General features: G+C 42.3%; 17 protein-coding genes, 1 pseudogene and 2 riboswitches. Of the genes and pseudogenes, 7 read left to right on the top strand and 11 right to left on the bottom strand.

Annotated features, from left to right (window positions below; genetic code table 11):
* Positions 1 to 109 precede the first annotated feature (109 nt).
* Positions 110 to 1,348 (top strand): peptidase T, encoded by a 1,239-nt coding sequence (gene pepT / locus BM126_RS04905; protein ID WP_090988488.1) that lies wholly within the window; start codon positions 110 to 112, stop codon positions 1,346 to 1,348.
* 193 nt (positions 1,349 to 1,541) lie between these two features.
* Here the strand turns inward: pepT and pulA are convergent.
* The 5 genes and pseudogenes from pulA to BM126_RS04880 all read right to left on the bottom strand — a co-directional run.
* Positions 1,542 to 3,431, bottom strand: a pseudogene (gene pulA / locus BM126_RS04900) (type I pullulanase); the annotation flags it as partial.
* Between the two features lie 173 nt (positions 3,432 to 3,604).
* The gene (locus tag BM126_RS04895; RefSeq protein WP_090988486.1) at positions 3,605 to 5,179 is read right to left on the bottom strand and encodes an MDR family MFS transporter; all 1,575 of its coding nucleotides are present in this window, start codon (positions 5,177 to 5,179) and stop codon (positions 3,605 to 3,607) included.
* A gap of 11 nt (positions 5,180 to 5,190) precedes the next feature.
* Positions 5,191 to 5,910, bottom strand: a complete 720-nt coding sequence (locus BM126_RS04890; RefSeq protein WP_090988485.1) for a polymer-forming cytoskeletal protein — start codon at positions 5,908 to 5,910, stop codon at positions 5,191 to 5,193.
* 16 nt (positions 5,911 to 5,926) lie between these two features.
* Positions 5,927 to 6,670, bottom strand: coding sequence for a polymer-forming cytoskeletal protein (locus BM126_RS04885; RefSeq protein WP_256212979.1), 744 nt, complete (start codon positions 6,668 to 6,670; stop codon positions 5,927 to 5,929).
* A complete protein-coding gene (locus BM126_RS04880; RefSeq protein WP_090988484.1) occupies positions 6,661 to 7,287 on the bottom strand; it encodes a YhbD family protein in 627 nt (208 codons plus the stop codon). Before BM126_RS04880 ends, BM126_RS04885 begins: the two co-directional genes overlap by 10 nt.
* Before the next feature lie 185 nt (positions 7,288 to 7,472).
* On the opposite strand from BM126_RS04880, the gene BM126_RS04875 reads away from it, so the two are divergent.
* Positions 7,473 to 7,595: a DUF4023 domain-containing protein gene (locus BM126_RS04875; protein ID WP_371261407.1), complete on the top strand. Its 123-nt coding sequence runs from the start codon at positions 7,473 to 7,475 to the stop codon at positions 7,593 to 7,595.
* A 79-nt stretch (positions 7,596 to 7,674) separates the two neighbouring features.
* Here BM126_RS04875 and nagE read toward each other — a convergent pair whose 3' ends face one another.
* The 3 genes from nagE to BM126_RS04860 all read right to left on the bottom strand — a co-directional run bounded on the left by nagE (position 7,675) and on the right by BM126_RS04860 (position 11,674).
* Complete coding sequence (gene nagE, locus BM126_RS04870) at positions 7,675 to 9,138, bottom strand: N-acetylglucosamine-specific PTS transporter subunit IIBC (RefSeq protein WP_090988483.1); 1,464 nt, start codon at positions 9,136 to 9,138, stop codon at positions 7,675 to 7,677.
* 225 nt (positions 9,139 to 9,363) lie between these two features.
* A complete protein-coding gene (htpG, locus tag BM126_RS04865; RefSeq protein ID WP_090988482.1) occupies positions 9,364 to 11,244 on the bottom strand; it encodes a molecular chaperone HtpG in 1,881 nt (626 codons plus the stop codon).
* A 124-nt stretch (positions 11,245 to 11,368) separates the two neighbouring features.
* Positions 11,369 to 11,674 carry an ArsR/SmtB family transcription factor gene (locus BM126_RS04860; RefSeq protein WP_090988481.1) on the bottom strand — a complete coding sequence of 102 codons (306 nt, stop codon included), beginning with the start codon at positions 11,672 to 11,674 and terminating at the stop codon, positions 11,369 to 11,371.
* A 353-nt stretch (positions 11,675 to 12,027) separates the two neighbouring features.
* Between BM126_RS04860 and BM126_RS04855 the strand changes: the two genes are divergently transcribed.
* Both BM126_RS04855 and BM126_RS04850 read left to right on the top strand, forming a co-directional pair.
* Entirely contained in the window at positions 12,028 to 12,786 is a 759-nt protein-coding gene (locus BM126_RS04855) for a TrmB family transcriptional regulator (protein ID WP_090988480.1), read from the top strand.
* A 124-nt stretch (positions 12,787 to 12,910) separates the two neighbouring features.
* Positions 12,911 to 14,086, top strand: a complete 1,176-nt coding sequence (locus BM126_RS04850; RefSeq protein WP_090988479.1) for an MFS transporter — start codon at positions 12,911 to 12,913, stop codon at positions 14,084 to 14,086.
* Between the two features lie 61 nt (positions 14,087 to 14,147).
* Here the strand turns inward: BM126_RS04850 and BM126_RS04845 are convergent, their stop codons facing one another.
* Positions 14,148 to 14,993, bottom strand: coding sequence for a KPN_02809 family neutral zinc metallopeptidase (locus BM126_RS04845; RefSeq protein ID WP_090988478.1), 846 nt, complete (start codon positions 14,991 to 14,993; stop codon positions 14,148 to 14,150).
* Between the two features lie 372 nt (positions 14,994 to 15,365).
* The gene (locus tag BM126_RS04840) at positions 15,366 to 16,712 is read right to left on the bottom strand and encodes an amino acid permease (protein ID WP_090988477.1); all 1,347 of its coding nucleotides are present in this window, start codon (positions 16,710 to 16,712) and stop codon (positions 15,366 to 15,368) included.
* Between the two features lie 186 nt (positions 16,713 to 16,898).
* Positions 16,899 to 16,979, bottom strand: a riboswitch (glycine riboswitch).
* A gap of 538 nt (positions 16,980 to 17,517) precedes the next feature.
* On the opposite strand from BM126_RS04840, the gene BM126_RS04835 reads away from it, so the two are divergent.
* Positions 17,518 to 18,669: an amidohydrolase gene (locus tag BM126_RS04835; RefSeq protein ID WP_256212978.1), complete on the top strand. Its 1,152-nt coding sequence runs from the start codon at positions 17,518 to 17,520 to the stop codon at positions 18,667 to 18,669.
* A 462-nt stretch (positions 18,670 to 19,131) separates the two neighbouring features.
* Here BM126_RS04835 and BM126_RS04830 read toward each other — a convergent pair whose 3' ends face one another.
* Positions 19,132 to 19,755: a hypothetical protein gene (locus tag BM126_RS04830; RefSeq protein WP_090988475.1), complete on the bottom strand. Its 624-nt coding sequence runs from the start codon at positions 19,753 to 19,755 to the stop codon at positions 19,132 to 19,134.
* A gap of 203 nt (positions 19,756 to 19,958) precedes the next feature.
* Positions 19,959 to 20,060, top strand: a riboswitch (purine riboswitch).
* 90 nt (positions 20,061 to 20,150) lie between these two features.
* Between BM126_RS04830 and ade the strand changes: the two genes are divergently transcribed.
* Together ade and BM126_RS04820 are read left to right on the top strand one after the other, a co-directional pair.
* Positions 20,151 to 21,893: an adenine deaminase gene (gene ade / locus BM126_RS04825; RefSeq protein WP_090988474.1), complete on the top strand. Its 1,743-nt coding sequence runs from the start codon at positions 20,151 to 20,153 to the stop codon at positions 21,891 to 21,893.
* A gap of 206 nt (positions 21,894 to 22,099) precedes the next feature.
* Positions 22,100 to 22,831: a GntR family transcriptional regulator gene (locus BM126_RS04820; RefSeq protein ID WP_090988473.1), complete on the top strand. Its 732-nt coding sequence runs from the start codon at positions 22,100 to 22,102 to the stop codon at positions 22,829 to 22,831.
* Positions 22,832 to 22,854: the final 23 nt, after the last annotated feature.

The raw sequence follows: 22,854 nt of genomic DNA, 5'->3' as shown, positions 1-22,854 counted from the left end.
TCCTTTCAGAGAACAGATAGAAAAGCAAATAATTAGAAACTTAACCTTATGGAAGAAATTCCTCGCGTGATAAGATAGAGATATTACTCAAGAAAGGCAGTTGATTAAAATGAAGGAAGAAATAATCAAAAGGTTTACATCTTATGTGCAGGTCGACACACAATCCAGTGAAGAAAGCGAAACATGCCCTTCTACCCCAGGACAGCTGACACTTTTAAACATGCTTACAGAAGAGCTTAAGGAAATCGGCATGAATGATGTAACAATCGATGATAATGGTTACGTCATGGCCACCCTTCCCTCCAATACAGATAAGCAGGTTGAAACCATCGGGTTCCTGGCCCACGTGGATACTGCCACTGACTTCTCAGGCAAAAATGTCAATCCAAAGCTGATCGAAAACTATGATGGCTCTGATATTGTCCTTAATGAAGATCTACATATTGTTCTTTCACCTGAAAGCTATCCAAATCTGTCCAACTACAAGGGACAGACACTCATCACGACAGATGGAACCACACTGCTTGGGGCAGACGACAAGGCAGGCGTCACTGAAATTATGACAGCCATGGCTTACCTGATTCAGCATCCCGAAATCAAGCATGGCAAAATACGTGTCGCCTTCACTCCGGACGAGGAAATTGGCAGAGGGCCGCATAAGTTTGATGTGGCTGCTTTTAATGCTGATTATGCATATACAATGGACGGAGGTCCTGTGGGAGAGCTTGAATATGAAAGCTTTAATGCAGCGGGTGCAAAAATCACGGTAAAGGGGAACAACATCCACCCCGGATCTGCGAAGGGAAAGATGGTCAACTCCGCTAAAATCGCGATGGAGCTCCAAAGCATGCTTCCGGCAGAACAGTCACCCGAAAATACGGAAGGCTATGGGGGGTTTTATCATTTGCTGTCCATCACTGGTGATGTTGAGCAAACAAGGCTTTCCTATATTATCCGTGATTTTGATAAACGGGAGTTCGAGAACAAAAAGGCCAATCTTGAAAGAATCACAAGCGAGCTTAAAGAAAAATACGGGCAGGAAAGCATTACCCTGGAATTGACTGATCAATATTACAATATGAAGGAAAAAATTGAGCCTGTTAAGGAAATTGTGGATATTGCCTATGAAGCTATGAAGAATCTTGATATCGAGCCTAAAATATCTCCTATCCGGGGCGGCACGGATGGCTCCCAGCTTTCCTACATGGGCTTGCCTACTCCGAACATTTTTGCAGGCGGAGAAAACTTCCACGGAAAATATGAATTTGTCGCTGTTGAAAGCATGATGAAAGCTGTCAGCGTGATAGTTGAAATTGCCAGGCTATTTGAACAAAAAGCTGCACATTGACAAACTCCTGACAGTATCTATGCAAACAAAAAGCTAACCCGGGGGTTAGCTTTTTGTTTTAGGCTCTTTTCACATTGTCAAGTCAGGCTAATTCGTAAGGTGCGAGACTCCTGCCCCGCAGAAAGCGAGTATCTTCTGAACGGAAATCAGCCACCTTGTTTTATAGCAGCAAAGCTTATGAAAACGCCTTGCTTTATGAAGGAACTTCCTCAGCTTTTAGTACATATGAACAAATGGCCGGAACAGATGCTGTTTTCCCCGTAATCACTGAAAGAGGAACAGTGCCGGATTTATTTCCATCAGATAAAACAGCCCAGCTGTCATTTCCGGGCAGTTCAATACTCACTTCATGCTGGTTTGCATTATGAATGACGATGAACTTCTCTTTTTCACTTTCAATCATAAAAGCAACAGCCTGGGCTGGGGCATCCATAAAGGTAAGCTGTTCATGAATTTCCTGATAAGAGCTCATCCGGAATGCAGGATATGCCTTCCTTATTTCAATTAGCCCTTTCATATATTCAACTTCTTCATTAAATGCAGCACGCCGATTCCAATCCAGCTCATTCACGGAATCTGGTGATTTATAGCTGTCATGTTCCCCGCCTTTTGTCCGCATGAATTCCTGGCCTGCATGAATAAGCGGAATGCCCTGTGCAGTGAGGACGATGGAAGAAGCGAGCTTATGCATTTTTTTCCTGTCTTCCCAAGAAGCCTCTGGACTTGCAATCTCAAGCTTATCCCATAAGGTATGATTGTCGTGGGCTTCTGCATACACAACCACCTGCTGCGGAGACTGAAAGGAAGCAAGCGAGGAGTCATAGCCCAATCCTCCTGCAATTCCTTTTTTTATCTCTTCCTCCAGGTGTTTTTTGCCGTTGATAAATCCCTGGTCACTATCTTCTAGTGCGCTTCCTTTTATAGCATCCCGGATGTGATCATTAAAATGGGCAATCCCGGGCATGGACGCCGCATTTTTCTGGTTTGCCTTTTTGTCAGGGGGCAGCGGGGTATCGAGATCCCATCCCTCACCAAGAATGATGATGGAAGGATCAATCCGGCTAAGAGCGCTGCGCACCTCATTCATTGTCTCTACATCATGGATGCCCATTAAGTCAAATCGAAACCCGTCGAGATGGTATTCCCTGGCCCAATATACAACAGAATCCACAATAAACTTACGCATCATTTTCCGCTCTGAAGATGTATCATTTCCGACACCCGTTCCATTTGAAAGGGTCCCGTCTTCACCTGTCCGGAAATAGTAGCCTGGCACCAGCCGGCTGAAATGGGACTCAGCGGCAGAATAGACATGGTTATAAACCACATCCATAATGACCCTAAGCCCCTTCTCGTGCAGGGTCCCAATCATTGTTTTCAGCTCGCGTATCCTGGTTTTCGGAGCAAACGGGTCAGTAGCATAGGAGCCTTCAGGTGCATTATAATTTTCAGGGTCATATCCCCAGTTATAGGAAGGATTCTGCAATTCGGTTTCATCGACCGTCGCGTAATCGAAAAAGGGCAGGATCTGGACATGGGTCACGCCTAAATCGATAATATGGCTGAGGCCGGTATTCACGCCATCCGGGCCCCTGGTCCCAGATTCAGCAGCGCCAAGGAATTTCCCCTTATGCTTTATGCCGCTAAGTGGATGGATCGATAAATCGCGTATATGCATTTCATAGATAATCGCATCTTCCGGTCCAGCGAGCAGCGGTTTTTTATCATTCCAATTTTCCGGATTGGTGCTTTCCAGGTCAACAACTGCCCCCCTGGTTCCATTAGCTGTGAGGGCACGGGCATACGGATCAACCGCTTCATTCCACTTTCCTTCCACCTTGACTTTATACGTATATAGAAGGCCGTCCTGGTTACCGGCCAATTCTGCTGTCCATGTTCCTTTTACTGAACGGGCCATCGGGATTTCTTTTTTAACAGAATCATCCCCGGTTCCATATGTCACAAGCAGTGCCTCGGATGCCGCCGGGGCCCATACCCGGAATTGTGTCTTATCAGCATCATACCTGCATCCCAGATCGCTTCCATCATAATAAAAATATTTATCCAATTCATCAGCGCTTAAATGCCCTGCTTCATTCCTGTATTCTGTATCTTTCAAAAATACCCCTCCATCTTCAAGATGCCTTAAAGTAAATTAATTCCACGTTTCATGCCTGTTAAAACACAGAAGCAAAACTTCGTGAGAAAAGGAAAGGCACAGTAGCTATAAAAAGTACTGTACCTTGTTCCCTGCCATTATATGCCTTTGTCAGTGGCCGGTTTCAGAGCCGTTTTTTTATCTCCCTTAGCACCTTGCTGCCTGTTTATAACCAGGCGCTCATTACCCATTAAGAAAATGAACAGAAAGGCCATTCCGGCTGGGACAAGTGCCCAGAGGAAGGTATGGACAATCGAGCTTGACAGAGCATCGATAATATTATGCAGAACCTGCGGCGGCATCATGCTGCGTGCATGTTCAGACAATAGCCCATTCGGGTCAGCGGATTGGAATCCGGGAGCCGCAGTATTCCCTGCACCTGCCCCTAGCTTCTTAAATCCCTCCTTTAAAAGATCCTTGAAATCATTGTTCTGGATCGTTCCGTATACGGTGACACCAACTGTCATGCCAAGCGAGCGGAGGAAGTTGCTTGTTGAAGAAGCCTGGCCGCGCTGCTCCATTCCAAAGCCATGGATGGCTGACATTCCGAGCACAGAGAATGAAAAACCGACTCCAAGCCCAACCACAATCATATATATAGTGATTACAAACCTGCTGGTATCCGGGGTCAGAGTGCCAAGCAGGATGATGCCTGCTATTGTAATGACAGAAGAAATGAACATCACATTCCGGTAGCTCATCCGGGAAGCCAATATACCCCCAACTTGTGCAGTTACTGTTGAACTGAGCATCATCGGCAGAAGCAAAAGACCGGAATTTGTAGCAGACCCCCCGTGCACACCCTGAATGAAAATCGGGATATATGTAGTTGCACCCATGAACGCAGCTCCGTAAAACATTCCAACCATTGTACTCCCTGCATATAAGCGATTTTTAAACATTTTAAACGAAATAATCGGTTCGGCCGCGTTTCTTTCAATAAAAATAAAAGCAACGATCAATAAAATAAATCCTGAAAATAAACTTATGATTTCATTGGAATTCCAATCATACTTTTTGCCGCCAAGCTCTAACGCGAACATAAGACAGACAACAGCACCAACCAATGCAATGGCCCCGAGCCAGTCGATTTTTTGCTTGCTATGGACGCTTGATTCTTTATAAAACAAGGCAATTAAAATAAATCCAAGGATGCCAAGCGGAAGATTAATATAAAAAACCCAATGCCAGCTGAGATTGTCTGTAATATATGCCCCAAGGAGAGGACCGAATATACTGGAAAGTCCGAAAACCGCACCAAACAGCCCGCCCATCTTGCCGCGTTTTTCTGGCGGAAAAATATCAAAAACAATCGTAAATGCTATGGGAATCAACGCACCGCCCCCGACTCCCTGTATAGCCCTGAAAATACTCAGCTGCGTAATATCTGTTGCGATTCCGCATAACGCAGAGCCGGCAAGGAACAAAATCATCCCCATCAGGAAGAAGATTTTCCTGCCGTACATATCGGACAACTTACCAAAAATCGGCATTCCTGCCATTTCAGCCACCATATATGCAGAAATGACCCATACGAAGCTGTCAAGCCCCTTCAAGTCGCCGACAATGGTCCCCATTGCCGTAACGACGATAGTATTATCCATTGAAGCCATTAGTATGGCCAGCAGCAAGCCCGTCACTATCAGCTTTAATTTAGCGTTAGTTTGTTCCATGTGATCCTCCTTTAGCTTTTCCGTTCTTCATGAACAATAGAATCTTTAGACTTCTTATATATTCCTTGATGCTCGATAATATTAATCTCACAGCCTGGCCCAATTTCAATATTTCTGCCGCGGACGACTTCGGCTGCCGTGTATTCAAGGTAAATTTCATCTCCTTCAATAACTGAAGCCTTCATCTGCAGCATGGATTTTTTCAGCTGAAATATTTCGCCAAGACCTCCTTTGGCACGTATGCTGATCCTTTCCCCGCCAATTTCCCCTGCAAAGCTGTGATCATATCTTAATGACACATTAACTTCTTCAGCATTGAGCAATCCATCTATTTGGAATTGGCCCTGCGAGTTGAATACTTCCGCTTCAACATCTCCTCTGACAGTAAATCCTCCTTTTACTTCAACCTGTTCCCCATGATAAGACCCATTAATATCCAGCAAACCCCGCACTTTACTTTCTTTGATCACAGCATCTCCCTTAATCAGGCAAGAACCGTAAATCTTCACCTTTTCGGCTTTTAAGTCCCCATTCAGTTCAGCTTCCCCATATACAGACAGAGTTTCTGCCTTTGTATTTCCTTCAACTTTGCTCCTGCCCATGATTGTGAAAGCCTGGCACTCGAGATGATCCGTAACGGAAGCCTCTCCGTTCACCTTCACTTTGCGATACAATCCGCCCCCATAAGAACCAGATCCATTAATGGTTAAATTGCTTATTCCTGTCTCCATCATCCTGTCTCCTTTTTTATACTTTTCGGGACTCTTTCACTTGCGAAGCTTCTTCCTGTTCAAAAACACCCGAATATTCAACAAGGCCTATTTCGCAGCCTTTTCCGATCTTCACATTTCTGCCGCGGACAATCTTGGCTTTCGTGCTTTCAAGTGCAATGTCATCACCTTCTATAATATCCGCAGTCAAAATATGATCAAAAAAAGGTTTTAACCATTGAAGGAAAAAATGATGATGGTATTTGACAGAAATGCTTTGGCCGCCGATTTCAGCAATTTGGCAATGCCCGAAAGGCTCGATGGCAATTTTCTCAGCATTTAATTGTCCCTGGATTTTCACATTGCCCTGCACAAGGAAATCTTCTGCGTCACAGTTCCCTGCTATGGATGCCCTCCCTTCAATCATGACACTGTCCGCCCTGACATTGGCGCCGAATGTTCCATTGCCTGAAACTTTCAGAATCTCTACTTGTACATTCTTTTTTATTTTCGCATTTCCTTCTGCCTTCAGCTCATTCCCTGAAATTTCTCCGTCCATCGTGCTATGACCGCTTATACGCGTTTTCTTTGAAACAATGTTACCCTTGAAAGTTCCCGATCCATTGCACTCCAGATATCCGCAATCGACATCTCCATTCACAGTGCCTCTTCCATTTACATGAACGCTTCTAAACACGCCTCCATTTGAGGAACCATACCCGTTTATTTCAAGAACCCCTTTTTCTGCAAGCTCCACCTTAATCCCCTCCGTCATACCCATTTAATTTTAAGCTCCTCAGAGCATTTGGAAAAATCAATCGCCGAAATGATTTTTGTATCATTTTCAAAATAAATATCCTCTGTGTTTGAAACGAGCAAACAAGATGATATACCAAACTTCCTGATGACCAGTAAAGACAATTCCTTATTTTCATCTGATGACTCATACTTATCATGCAGAAGATGAAGCACCATTTTTCCTTCCTCAAGGCTTATATCCCCTGATTTAAGCAGTTTTTCAAGGATATATAAAACAAGCATGCTGTTAAATTGGAAGGAATTATCCTTAAATCCGGTATGCTCTAAATAAAACTGGACCGTATATTCAGAGGCCACTCCCCTCCTTATTATTTCTTCCTTATTCAGTAGCTTTCCGCTTCCCGGTGCAAACATATCTGCTAATTCATCTAGTGATAAACTTTCTTTCATTGTTTGGATTCTTTCAATGCGTTCAAGGATACGTGACTTTGGAAAAAAGGTTTCCTGCCCGGTAAAGGTTGATTTTCTTATGAACCAGTCCTCAGGTATCAGGTCTTTTCTCTTCCATCTATACAGCTGTCCATATGAAATGCCGCTAATTTCCAGCAATTCCTTTTTGGATATCAAGTCTTCATTCATATTTGACGACACTCCCTTTTTGGTATTTTTAATGTAACATAACACTGTTACGTTATTCAATTATTTTTTTGTTTTTTATTGTAATACAGGGAATCGCCTGGAAGCATCCTATGAAATAGGCTTGCATGTTCTGCGGGCCGATGGGTGAATTTATAAACAAATCGGATAGAAGATGGAGGGATAACATGATGGATAATACCGGAGAATTTGTTGAGAAGCTTCATGACAAACAGGAGAAGGATGAGGCGAACCGCAAACGCCAGGGTAAAGGTAAGCCTACTAAAAAACTGCCAAACAAGCAGCACTGAGGAAATTACGTTCACTCGGCTTGAAATATGACAAACCTAAAAGCCATGATTTTTAAAATCACGGCTTTTAGGTTTGTTCTTAAGATTTACGGATTTTCTCGATTTCGTCCGCTACAAATTGGACGGATGGTCCAATGATTACTTGAATGCTGCTGGTACCGACAATGTTTATGCCAGGTATGCCTGTTGACCTGATTTTCTGCTGATCAACCGCAAACATATCTTTTACCTCGACCCTCAAGCGTGTGACGCAATTGTCTACGGATGTTACATTGGCATCTCCGCCTAGTCCGTCATATATAACAGCAGCCATTGCAGTGAATTTATCTTCCTTTGATGTGCTCGCTGCGGAAGCCGCTTCGGCACTCGCTCCATCAAAATCGTCCGTTTCTTCTCTACCCGGAGTCATCAGGTTGAATTTGGTAATCAAAAAGCGGAAGATTGAATAATACAGAACCGCAAAGACAAGCCCTTGAATCAGCAGCATATAAGGGGCATTTGCCAGCGGCAGCTTTGAGCTCAGGACAAAATCAATTAAACCTGCACTAAAGCTGAATCCAGCCGTCCAGTGGAACCATGCCGCTATGGCCAGTGACAGGCCTGTTAGAACTGCATGAACAAGATAAAGGAGCGGCGCAGTAAACATAAAGACAAATTCCATGGGCTCCGTTACTCCTGTAAAGAAGGAAGCGAACCCTGCAGCAAGCATCAGTGAAGCAACCTGTTTCTTCTTTTTTGTTTTAGCTGTGTGATACATGGCAAGGGCTGCCGCAGGCAAACCGAACATCATGACAGGGAAGAATCCTGCCTGATACATGCCTGTTACACCCTTCGTTCCCTTTCCTGACCAAAACTTTCCGATATCATCAATGCCTGCTACATTAAACCAAAATACGGAGTTGAGCGCATGATGCAGACCGGTAGGAATCAGCAGCCGGTTGAAAAAACCATAAAGCCCGGCTCCCGCAAAACCAAGCTTTGAGATCGATGTGCCGAATGTAACAAGCCATGTATAAACAACGGGCCATACAAATAACAGCACCAGCGATACAAATAGCATCGCAACGGCCGACATAATCGGGACAAGGCGCTTTCCGCTAAAAAAGGCCAGGAAATCTACTAATTTCACATGGCTGAACCGGTTATACATGATTGAAGCAACAATTCCTGAAATAATCCCTATGAAAGGGTTTTCAATTTTGATAAAAGCTGCGTTGACCTTTGCTACGTCCACACCCTGCAGCATAGCTACTGAACTGCTCGAGAGCAAAGTGGTAATCACCAGATAGGCTACAAGCCCGCTCAATGCAGCCGATCCATCTTTGTCCTTTGACATGCCAAGAGCCAAACCTACCGCAAACAAAATGGCAATATGATCAAGAATGGCAGATCCTGCTTTAATCAAAAAGGCAGCCGCTTCATTACCCGAACCCCATCCTGAAGGATCAATCCAATACCCGATTCCCATTAAAATTGCCGCTGCCGGCAATACAGCAACCGGAAGCATTAAGGAGCGGCCCATCCTTTGAAGATATTTCATCATCTGAAAAACTCCCCTCATGTTTTAATAACCGTTTTATGAAGAAAATTTAATCTTTCCCCCCTTTTACCGCATAATGAAAAGAAAAAAATATAAAGGCTTATACATTAAATATTATATCAAGTCCATCCGATAAAATATGCTGAATATTCAAATATTTATTTTTAAGTATTCCAAAAAAAAAAAAAAAAACGCAGGATAATCCCGCGCTTTTTTCTCAGATGGCATTCAGACCATAATTTTACAGATTTCATTCGTGAATTCCACCGGATCCTGAATCGGAAGCCCTTCAATCAGAAGTGCCTGATTATACAGCAGATTGGTGTATAAAATCAGTTTATCCTGATCAGACTCAAAGGCATTCTTCAAGGATGCAAATACTTCATGATGGATGTTGATTTCTAAAACTTTGTCAGCTTTGACATTTTGGCTATCCGGCATGGCATTTAAAATCTTTTCCATTTCAATGGTCAAGTCGCCATCAGCAGCAAGGCATACAGGGTGTGACTTCAGCCGTTTGGATACCCTGACATCCTTCACTTTTCCGGATAAAATCTTTTTCATACTATCAAAAAGATCTTTGTTTTCGTTGTCCTTTGCGCTGTCATCATTTTGGTTTTCTTCCTCTTCAATACCAAGGTCCCCGCTTGATACAGACTTGAATTCTTTATCTTTATAGCTCATCAGCATGCGGATTGCAAATTCATCGATATCATCTGTAAAATACAGGATTTCAAACCCTTTTTCAGATACCATCTCAGTCTGCGGCAGCTTTTCAATTCTTTCAACAGATTCCCCGGATGCATAATAGATATACTTTTGATTTTCAGGCATCCGCGATACATATTCATCCAGTGTAACCAGCCTTTTTTGAGAAGATGAGTAAAACATCACCAGGTCCTGCAAAACTTCTTTGTGGCTTCCATAATCACTGTACATGCCGAATTTCAGCTGTCTGCCAAATGAGTGATAAAACTCTTCATAGTTTTCTCTTTCATTTTTCAGCATGCTTTGCAGCTCGCTCTTGATTTTCTTTGAGATATTCTTAGCTATCAGCTTCAGCTGCCGGTCATGCTGCAGCATTTCCCTTGAAATATTCAGAGATAAGTCCTCTGAATCAGCCATTCCCTTCACAAAGCTGAAATAATCAGGCAGAAGATCGCTGCATTTGCTCATGATCAGGACGCCATTGGAGTATAGCTCGAGCCCTTTTTCATATTCCTTTGTGTAATAGTCATAAGGCGTTTTTTCCGGGATGAATAAAATAGCATTATATCGGATCGATCCGTCCACATTGATATGAATATGCTTTAGCGGCTTGTCGAAGCCATAGTGCTTTTCAGCATAAAATTTTTCATAATCCTCAGCTGTCAGCTCACTTTTATTCTTTTTCCAGATAGGCACCATGCTGTTGATGGTCTGCTCTGCCGTAACTTGTTCATATTCATTTTCGCTGCCATCTTTAAGCTTGCTTTCTGTTACGTCCATTTTGATAGGATAGCGGATGAAGTCTGAGTATTTTTTAATGATTTCTTTCAATCTGTACTCGTCGAGATATTCATCATAGTTTTCGTCTTCAGTATTTTGTTTTATATTTAAAATGATTTCTGTACCCACAGAATCCTTCGCGCAGGCCTCAATCGTGTACCCGTCAGAGCCTGTAGATTCCCACTTATAAGCCTCATCACTGCCTAATGCCCTGCTGATCACGGTAACTACATCAGCTACCATAAAGGCTGCATAAAACCCGACTCCGAACTGGCCGATAATATCATGGCCATCCTTCAGTTCATTCTCGCTTTTAAAAGCCAAAGATCCGCTTTTCGCAATGATTCCCAGATTGTTTTCAAGCTCTTCCCTTGTCATGCCGATTCCGAAGTCCGTAATGTTCAGGGTGCGGCTTTCCTTATCTGCTGCCACTTTTATGTAATAGCTGTCTGGTTCGAAGCTTAAGGAATCGTCCGTTAATGATTGATAATAGATTTTGTCGATAGCATCACTGGCATTTGAAATCAGCTCTCTCAAAAATACTTCCCGTTTTGAATAGATGGAGTTAATCATCATTTCTAACAATCTTTTAGATTCTGCTTTAAATTGCTTTTTTTCCATTTGATTTTTTCCTTCCCCTCTCAAAACCTTCTGGCAGAATAAATTAGCCAGTTAAGTACCCATTTCACTAATTAAATATCATATCTGCCGGAATGTGTCAATATTTAGAAATTACAATCTCTAGTTACAGCAGGCACTCGCTCTCAACAATTCTGATCAGCTGCTTCAGCTGTGCTACGCTTTGGTCTAAAGAAAGCGAGTAGCATCTCTGTGTGCCTTTTTGCTCAATTTCAACAAGATGATTGTCCCGCATGATTTTTAAATGATGTGAAATGGCCGGCCTCGATAAATTGGACTGCTCAGCAATTTCATTTACGCTCAAGCGCTCCCTCTCTGCCAGCAAAAGGATGATATCCTGCCTTGCCGGGTCACTCAGTGCATTAAATAGCGGTATACATGCCCGGAATACATCAATAGCTTTGGTTTCCATTCTTTCCTCCACCTTTCATTTCCTTACTTTTCACCCGCAACATACTTGGCGACATTGGCTGTTTCTTGCGACTAAAACCAGATTATATCCATCTTTTTTGCAAACAATTGTACAATCATAGCCCAAACCGCTTGTTGTCCCTGTAGTAAGTGTTGTTTTTCATATTAAGTTCATTCATCTATTATATGAGTTCGTATGTTCAAACATTTAAACATATAATAATTGAAATATCCTTTTAAGTCAACCTGGTTCCTTTTCACGCTGCCTTCACAGCAGATATTTCTTGTTTCTGAATTCTGATAGTATAATACCTAGATAATAGAAAAAGGTCCCATTTTTGTTTAGGAGGCAATATGTTACAGAAATTCGGCTATTCCCAATATGAAAGCCAAGTATATGAAACTCTTTTGTCCAGTCAGGAATCTATGGATGCAACCGCCATTGTCACACATTCACAGGTGCCAAAGGCTAAGGTATATGAAGTGCTGAATCGAATGATTGATAAAGGACTGATCATGAATACCGTTTCTGAAAAGAAGAAGCTGTATTACGCTGTCCCGCTTGAAACAGTGATAAAAAAATTAACCTATGAGTTTGAACAAAGTGTTGAATCGCTAAAGCAGAAGAAAATCCAGCCTTCTTATACAGATGACCGTGTTTGGAGCTTAAAGGCCCGCTCTACAATTTTCGCTCAAATTGAAACGATGCTCCAGCAGGCGCATACCTCTATTCTCATGTCATCCTGGAGTGAAAATCTGGTTCCTTATCTCCCTATCCTGGAGAAAAAGGAACGAGAAGGTCTCGAGGTCGAAATTCTCACGATCGGGAATATTGAAACCTCCTTATCCCGAGTTCATACGCTTGTGCCATTAGATGAGCATGAGCGGCTGGAGAAATCCCACCTGCTTGTAATTGATCAGCAGGATGCCGTCTTTGCTGGTATTGAACACGATCAATGGAAGGCCATCAAAACCATGAGCCAGCCTTTTGTTAAGTTTTTTACAGATTTCTTTTATCATGATGCGGCTCTAACGACCATTACCGAGCGTTTCCATGACCAGCTTGTCCATGACGAAGTGACAAAGAAACTTTTGACCCGTTTGCGTTACTGAGAATGTAAATTAAGAAGCAAAATGTTCTCTTTAAGAGCGTTTTGCTTCTTTTTTATTTTCCTCTTGTTATTACAGTTAAAAAAGGTTACTATTCCTGTAGTAACTTTTTAAAGGAGGACATAGTGTGAATCCAAAAATTTATATTCTAGCCGTTTCGTGCTTCGTAATCGGAACAGTGGAGCTCATTATCGGCGGAATTTTAGATATCATTTCGAAGGACTTAGGGATTTCTGTAAGTACAGCGGGCAATCTTATTACGATTTATTCGGTTTTCTTTGCTCTATCCGCTCCCATCCTTTTAAATGCAACAGCTAAATTTGAACGGAAGAAAACATATTTATGGACTTTATTTGCCTTTTTTCTCAGCAATATCCTGTCTGCCTTTAGTGTCAATTACGGAATGCTCTTTACAGGGCGGATTTTGGCTGCCATGAGCGGGTCATTTTTAGTGGTCCTTTCAACCACAATGGCATCACGCATGGTAGCACCGGAATTCAAAGGCCGGGCAATCGGCACCATTTTCATGGGAATCAGCGCTTCCCTTGTTCTAGGAATACCGATTGGCATTTTAGTGGGTAATGCTTATGGCTGGCGTGCGGTTTTCATTCTTATTGCCTTGCTGACTGCAGTCATCATGATTGGTGTCCAGGCCATGCTTGAAAAGGCCGCACCGCCTCCAGTCATCTCCCTGCGCGTGCAGCTTCGTTCATTAAAAGAAGGTAAAATTGTCGCAACCCAGTTTTCATCAGGGTTTTTATTAGCCGGACACCTGACTTTGTATGCCTATTTAACTCCATTCTTGCGTACCGCCCTGCATCTTAATACAGCAATGGTCACAGCTATGTATCTTGTCTTTGGACTGGCGGCTGTCGCGGGAGGCGGAATCGGGGGCTTCAGCTCTGATAAGTGGGGATCAAAGAAATCGATTTTAACCATCATTACTTTATTCTTCGTGATGATGCTCTTGATTCCGTTTAGTGTCGAGTGGCCCATATATCTGTTCACCGCAGTCATTATCTTATGGAGCGCTTTGAGCTGGGCAATTTCGCCTGCCCAAAACAATTTTATTATCCAAATGGCACCGCATAATTCAGACATCCTGTTAAGCTTGAACACGACCGCCAGCCATCTCGGCATTGCGCTGGGATCATTCATCGGAGGCATTGTTATTGAACATACCTCGATTATATATAATGCCTGGGTCGGGGCCATTTTTGTTTTAATCGCTTTGCTTTGTTCCATCTTCTCCGTTACACGGCATAGTGAATCTCAAAATGCCGAAAAGTATATTCACCCATAATAAAAAAAGCTGTCCTAAAAAGGTCTCATTTCAGCCTTTTCGGGACAGCTTTTTTCATGCGTCAAAGGTTTTTAGCAGAAAACGTATCTCCGCCTTCTATCGTGCCAGATTGGAAGCCTTTATTAAACCAGCGCTTCCTTTGTTCGGATGTTCCGTGTGTAAAGCTCTCCGGCACCGCATAGCCTTGAGCCTTTTTTTGAATATTATCATCACCGACCGCATTCGCTGCATTTAATGCTTCTTCAAGATCGCCCTTTTCCAGCAAATTCATATCCTTTGCATGGCTGGCCCAGACACCGGCCAGATAATCTGCCTGCAGTTCAAGCCTGACTGAATACTTATTATATTCATTTTGGCTCACCTGCTGCCTATTTGGCATTTCCTTTTCTGTTGTCCCGAGCAGTGTCTGTACATGATGGCCCACCTCGTGGGCAATTACATAGGCCATGGCAAAATCGCCTGGAGCCTTGAACTTCTGCTTCAATTCCTCATAAAAGCTCAAATCAATATACAGCTTCTGGTCACCCGGACAATAAAAAGGTCCTACCGCTGATCCTGCTGTGCCGCAAGCAGAGTCTACACTTCCGGAATACAGAACAAGCGTCGGTTTTTTGTAGGTTAGGCCTTCTTTCTTAAATACATCTGTCCAGACATCCTCTGTATCTGCGAGAACTACAGATACAAACTGTGAAAGCTCCTTCTCCTGTGCACTTTCCTCATAAGGTGCATTTGTCCCTGATTCTGGAGCATTCATCATGCCATTTAAAAGATCACTCGGATTTCCCCCAAGCAAAGTCACAAGAAGCAAAATGACAATTCCGCCAATACCGCCTCCAACAAGCGTTTTGCCGCCCATCCCTCTTCTATCCTCAACGTTGGAGCTTTCTCGTCTCCCTTTCCATTTCATAATACTTCCTCCTCTTACACTATTCACAATAAACTAATAAAAAAATGGCTCATCTTCCCTTAGTGTTATACCCGCGATTAACCAGTTTATTTAGCTTTTGTAGAAAATTCTTTTATTTAAGGCTTTGTCCTTGCCTGTTGATTACTATTCAGGCGCTCATTTTCCGGCTGTATGGTCTGCCATTACCCGTTTTTCCGGCTGGATTCCCTCCCCAGCCGCCATAAAAAAATTTGAAACGATCAGGCTTATCCATAAGAAAAGCCATAAGAGAAGTTTTTATAATTTCAGTGCAACCTGCAAAAAAGCTGAACCAATAGGAAAGAACTCCTTTTGGTTCAGCTTTTTCTTTTGGGAGTGTGCCATCTCCCCGGGTTACTTTTTGCCAGCTGCTCTAGATAAATACACGATAATTAAGAACGCAAACCATAAAGGCGTCAGCAATACAGGCAAGCGGGTTGCTTCAGCAAACAGCATAATGATTAGAATGCAAATAAACAATAGTAGAACAGCGTAGTTAATAAAAGGAGTAAGGGGTGCTTTAAAGCTTGATTTCTTTCTTAAATCCGGACGTTTTCTGCTGTACCTTATATGAGAAATCAAAATGATGCTCCATACCCAAATGAAACAGATGGCACTAATGGTTGTCACAATGCCAAAGGCCTCGCCAGGTATGAGCTTGCTCAAAAGGGCCCCAATGGAGAGAACAGCCGCTGATGTATATAGAGCACGGCCGGGGACATGGTTTTTATTCAATTTAGCCAGTTTAGCAGGCCCGGCGTTATGCCGGCTTAAATTATATAAAATCCTGCTCGTTGAAAACAATCCGCTGTTAAAGGCCGAGGCAGCGGAGGTTAATACCACGAAATTAATGATTCCGGCGGCAACGGGAATGCCCACTAAACTGAACGTTTTTACAAAAGGGCTATTGTCTGCAGACAATTGGTTCCACGGATTAATGCATAAAAGTATTATTAATGCACCCACATAGAAAAAGAGAATTCTCAGCGGAATTTTGTTTATGGCTGACGGAATATTCTTTTTAGGATCTGCTGTTTCTGCTGCAGAAACACCAATTAACTCGACCCCCACAAACGCAAACACTGCCATCTGAAACGAAAGCAGGAATCCGGATATCCCATGCGGAAATATCCCGCCAAAATTCCACAGATTTCCTGCAGAAACCGTTCCTGCATCTGTTTTGAACCCAATAAAAAGCAAAACGATCCCGATAATTATTAAAGCAAGAATGGTAATCACCTTGATTAAGGCAAACCAAAACTCCAATTCTCCAAACAGTTTAACAGTCAGCAGATTAAGCCCCAATAAAATGACTAAACAGACGACAGCAGGAACCCACTGCGGAATATGAAACCAGTATTGTACATACACGCCAACCGCTATCATGTCGGCCATAGCAGTCATGATCCAGCAAAACCAATAGGTCCATCCTGTCACAAAGCCAGCCCACGGGCCGATATAATCTTCGGCAAAATCCGTAAAGGACTGATATCCGGCATTAGACAGAAGCAGTTCTCCCAGTGCCCTCATAACGAAAAACAAAGCGATCCCTACGATGAGATAGGCCAGTACGATTGAAGGGCCAGCTAATTGTATCGCTTTTCCTGAGCCAAGAAATAAACCGGTCCCGATTGTGCCGCCAATCGCAATCAGCTGTACATGCCTATTTTTCAGATCTCTCTTTAACTCCTGCTCTTCCATGCTGCATTCCCCCGCTCATATTAGTTAAGAAAACTCTTTTAAACGTGCCTGCTGCTCTCCCTTATAACGCCATTCCAACCACCACTGCAAAGCCAATAAAAAAAGAGACTGGAGTTCTCCAATCTCATACGGCAGAATAATAAATGTTTTTTTATTATCTTTTAAGAAAATAAAAAATTTACGTTTTATTAAACTTCTGTTCTTTTTGCCTGAGATAGTGAACCCTTCGGCGCCGCAATAATGTGCGGTCTCTCCAGAAACTGCTCCTGCTAAAGTCTGATCCCCAGCAATCATAGCTTGTTAACTATTTAATTAAAATTTTCAATATAATTTCACATTCTATCAATGTTTGTTAGACAGAACAAGGATAATTAGCTGGATTTAATAGAAAATGCATGCAAAGAAAAGACGCCTGTGCAAATTAACCCCCCAGTTTGAAAAGATAATCCCCATTTTAGACTTTCTTGTTCCAGGAAAATTGTGTAAGAAAATTCCTGATGTTTTTCAATGAGGCTGAAAAATTCCCACAGGCGCAATGTCGCTATATAACACCCGCCATACTTTCAATAAATTGTTTTCTCCATTGATTCATATTGAAACAAAGCAGATCATTCACTAATATATATAATTATAGTATTCTAATAATATTATCTTTTGTAAGACTCTGTCTAAAATTCTAATAATTTTCATACACGATAACAGGCCCGTACCCATTTCCCCAATGCATTTAATTCTTCTTCATATCGCTCAAAAGAGTTAATCCACTTAATAAGCATGACATCAAGTAAAGAAAGGGATGAAACATTTGAATTCACAAACGCAGACTTTTTCGGAACTATTTAAAAGGAAAATCTATGAAACTTTCAGCCATCTTCATAAAAACCCGGAGCTTAGCTGGGAAGAATGGAAAACCACCGAATATATTGAAGGCATTTTAAAGGATGCAGGCTGCCACAGGGTAATCACATTTGACGACTGTACAGGTGTGATTGGAGACATGGGGAATTTCAGCGGAGACTGTCCGGTCATTGCCATCAGGGCAGATATGGATGCCCTGTACCAGGAAGTAAACGGTAAAATGCAGAACAATCACTCCTGCGGGCATGATGCCCATATGACACTTGTGTTAGGTGTCTTATGGAGCCTGCAGCATAATGAACATCTGAAAAAACAAATAGGTGTACGTTTTATTTTCCAGCCTGCAGAAGAGGTTGGAGCTGGCGCCATGAGACTGGCTGAAAAGGGCGTCGTTGCTGATGCGGATTACTTATATGGAGTCCATCTCAGGCCGATACAGGAGCTTGCGGCCGGTTATGCCGCTCCTGCCATTCTGCACAGTGCGACACGCTCCATCGAGTTTGAAATACATGGAGAGGATGCCCATGGCGCAAGGCCGCACCTCACACAAAGCGCAATTGAAATTGGCGCCTATATTATGAATGCGATTCATTCTCTGTATTTCGATCCCAATATTCCGCATTCCGCGAAGGTTACACGATTTATTTCTGGAGGAAGGAATACAAATATTATTCCCGGAAAAGCTTCCCTGGCTATTGATATGAGGGCACAAACAAATGAACTTATGGAAAAACTCCATAAACGCGTACTTGATGTCATCCATAATGCACAGGAAATCTATAAAACAGATATTGAGATTACCAGTGACCATGGAATAGTTGCTGCAGAATCAAGCCAGACTGCGCAGAACATTGCAGACAAGGCCATACAGCATATTTTGGGACCTGAAAAAACAGCTCCCCCTGTCGTGACTCCAGGCGGTGATGACTTCCATTTTTATAAAGTGAAAATGCCGGAATTAGAAGCCACAATGATTGGTTTAGGGTGCAATCTTCAGCCTGGTTTGCATCATCCTGATATGCATTTTGAGATTGATTCACTATTTACCGGAATTCATATCTTTAACGAAATTTTGCGCCTGCATAGTCTGGCAGACTAAGGATTGGGGCAGCAGAATTGACAGTCTGTCTGCTGCCCTACCATCAAAGAAACAGCCAGGCAAACAAGGATGATTCCGCGAAAAACCCATTCTCCAGCATTAATAACCATAATAAGAATATCAATCTTCTTTGTCCGGGGATTCTAAAAACCCTGTGTTATGAAAGATGTATGTTAAGGAATATTCATCATACACATTCATAATCCAAAGGCATGATTAAACAAATTATAAATCCGTCCCTCAAAGAAAAAATAAGGTGCTGCTAACCCTAGCCTGCTGACCGCCCGTTTATGACGGGGGGAGACCACCGCGGGTCTCGTTACAGCTCTAATCCCAAAGAAGTTAAGCCTCTTCCACTGCAAACAGCCATATACTTTAACAAAGCCCAAATGAAAAAAGGAAGCTGGACTTTGGATCCTGCTTCCCCGGCTTTTGAGACTATTTATCCGCTGATCCTATAAATCAGTAAAAATTAATCGCTGAAATGATATATTTCCCATTTGACTGCAAAATGAATGTAAATGCTACCTTGGCAGATATGTAAGAGCCGGCTGGTTTATATTCATATGTGATCTGCGCAGAATAATCCTTAATATATTTTTGTTCTACTTTGAGCTTTGAAGCCGTTGCTTTTTTCAAACCTTTTGAAAAACTGCTCACTCTTTCCTTTGAATTATACTTCTTAGTTGTGCTAACCCTTGTTTTGTAGGATTTTTTAGTAGCTTCACGGCCGCCTACGAATATTTTTGAAGTGCTGTTCATCATGTGTTTATCTACATATGCATTGAAACTCTTGGTACTCCCTGTCTGAAGGGTTGAAGCATAGGTTTTTATTAGATTGACTGCTTCTGGCTTCAGCTCGTTGATGACATTTTTTTTGCTGAATCTTTTCGGAAATGACATGACACCCTTTTTCGATACAGTTGCAGTTGCTTTTACTGAACTGGCATATAGCTGAGCTTGCCCTGTTTTACTTGCTGCAGCGCTGCTTTCTGCTCCAGCTCCCATTGAACCAGCAAAAAGACTGCATGCTGCAATCGCCGAGATCACGATAGTTTTTTTAGATTTCCTGTTTAATAATTTCATATAGTTACCTCCCATATCTGATCATTAATTTAGAAATATATATTTCTAATGTTTAATTTTACCATATTTTCCTTACCCACTTTAGCTTTATATAAACCTTAGTTACCTTCTTCTAAGCTAGTTGGCAGAATTTTTAAAATTCCCCATAACCATTGACCTCTCTGCTGATGATAGTTAGAATGTAAAATAATAAAATTCCAACAAAAAAATGTATATAGTCCACTCGTATAATATTGGAGATAGGGTCCAAAAGTTTCTACCAAACCGCCGTAAATGGTTTGACTACGAGAAGGATCTAAGTTTTAGCACTCTTTTTTTGCTATGACTCTATTTTTCCTTCTCCATGTTAAACCTTAGATAAATCTAGGGTTTATTTTTTTTAGGGAGAGATGAAAATGACAGCTGAAAAAACAACATTAAGAAAACAAATAGCCTCCGCCGGCAAACAGACACCTGCAGATATTGTGATTAAGAATGGACGGATTATTGATGTTTTCAACCTTGAAATAATCGAAGCTGATCTTACTATTTCAGAGGGTATGTTTGTTGGCATTGGAGAGTTTGAAGGAAAGCAAATTATCGATGCAAAAAACCGGTATGTCTGCCCTGCATTCATTGATGGGCATGTTCATATCGAATCCTCCATGGTGAGCCCTGCTGAGTTCGCCAAGGTCCTGCTTCCCCATGGGGTTACAGCCGTTGTCGCCGACCCCCATGAGATTGCTAATGTATCGGGAAGTGAGGGCATACGCTTTATGATTGAAAACTCCAGCGGCCTTCCACTGGATACATTTTTCATGCTCCCTTCCTGTGTACCTGCCACTCCCTTTGAGAACTCAGGAGCCGTGCTGAAAGCAGAGGACCTGGAACCTTTTTATGCCCATAAAAGGGTGCTGGGATTGGCAGAGATTATGGACTACCCTTCTTTAGCTAATACAGAGGATGCCATGATGGATAAAATTGCGGCTGCATTGAAGCACCGAAATCAGATAGATGGCCACCTGGCAGGATTGGATACCAATGCAATTAATATATACAGGGCAGCCGGGGTCAGCACCGACCATGAATGCAGTACAACTTCTGAGGCGTTAGAGCGGTTAAGGCGCGGCATGTATCTATTGATTCGCGAAGGATCTGTTGCAAAGGATTTAAAGTCGCTCATTAAAGCAGTGAATATCCATAATGCTCGCCGCTGTTTATTTTGCACGGATGATAAGCATTTGGATGATTTGATGCAAGAAGGCAGCATTGACCATAATATCCGTTTAGCCATCCAATGCGGCCTTTCTCCGCTAACAGCGATCCAGATGGGCTCATTAAATGCTGCCGAATGCTACGGTTTGTCTAAAAAAGGGGCAATCGCTCCAGGCTTTGAAGCAGATTTCTTATTGTTGGATGAACTGGAGTCCATTGCGATTTCGGAAGTATTTAAATCCGGAAAGCTTGTTGCGAAAGATGGAAAATATACCGGGGAGTCCATTGTAAAGGAAAAACCGCTATCTCAGCTCACTGCTACCGTCCATATCCCTCACATAGAGGAAAAGGATATCCAAATCCCAATCGGGAAGACTGGCAGAGCGAACATCATTGAAATCATCCCCAATCAGCTGAGAACCAATAAGCGAATAGAAACCGTCCATGTAAAGAATGGCTGCTTTTCTCCCTCTGGTGATGAGGACCAGCTGAAGATATTAGTGATAGAACGGCACAAATATTCAGGGAATATTGGAAAAGGCATCGTGAAAGGATTTGGGCTAAAAGGCGGAGCCATCGCGACAACCATTGCCCATGACTCCCACAATATAGTTGCAGCAGGCACCAATGACAGCGACCTTTTAACAGCAGTACGGGTCTTAAAAGAATTAAATGGCGGACTAGCCATTATCAAGAATGGAGATATACTCGCCTCCATCCCATTGGCAATCGCGGGATTAATGTCCGATAAAGACTACCAATCAGTAAACGCGGAACTGAATCTGCTAAAATCTGCTTTATCGCAATTAGGCTTTGCTGGGGCATTTAATCCTTTCCTTACCCTTACATTCTTAACCCTGCCTGTCATTCCGGCATTAAAGTTAACCGACACCGGCCTGTTTGATGCAGAGAGTTTTCAGCATATTGACGTATCGATTACCTGACATAACGCTAAAAAGGCCGCTTTGAAAGTGGCCTTTTTTGCATGATGCATATAAAGATGACTCTATTATTCTCACATCATCTCTCACCTTAAAAGATTTGCAAGCCAAAAGAACTATTTTTTTATTAAAAGCGCTTGCATAATTTGAAATACCCGTTATACTACTTGTATACAAGTATACTTCGAAAAATTAAAGGGAGGGAGTTCATGGCCAAAGAGGAGTTTTTATATCCTGAAAAGTGGCTTTTAAAGGCTTCAGCCGGCGAGAGAATCGCAAGTGAGCTAAGAATATCGATTATTTCAGGGATGATTGAAAGCGGTACCATACTATCTGAAAATAAAATTGCTGCAGACTTTTCTGTAAGCCGGTCTCCCGTCCGTGATGCATTAAAAATTCTGGCATCTGAAAACATGGTCCACTTAAAGAGAATGGGTGCATCAGTCACTGGTTTAACAGATAAGCACATAGAGGAAATTTATGATGTCAGGCTGATGATCGAGTCGTTTGTATTTGAACGAATCGTAAAAGCAGATACCGGTGATTTAGTAAAAGATCTCAGCAAAATATTGGAAATGATGAAAGTTGCCGTCAAATATGGCGATGCAGATGATTTTTCCTGCCAGGATGTCATCTTTCACGAAACCATTATACGTTTTATCAATCATTCCTATATTCTGATGATCTGGAATAACTTGAAGCCTGTTATGGAAAGCTTAATTCTCTTATCCATGCGAGTGCGTTTCAAGGAGAAATACGATGACTTTCAAAGAATTCTTAAAAATCATGAGCTATATATTGATGCCATTAAAACAAAAGAAAGAAACTTAATGATTCAGTCCCTGCACCAGAATTTTGATGATGTTCAAGGAAAAGTCGAAGACCTGTGGATGTCTCAGCAGCTCTTGGCTAAAGGTGCTGGCCAGGGTGAACAGGCTTAACGCACATACCATTGAAACCGATT

Source organism: Bacillus sp. OV322 (genome assembly GCF_900112495.1).
Classification (GTDB): Bacteria; Bacillota; Bacilli; order Bacillales; family DSM-1321; genus Peribacillus.
The sequence above is the reverse complement of the archived record's forward strand: the minus strand, read 5'-3'. Positions and strand labels throughout refer to the sequence as shown.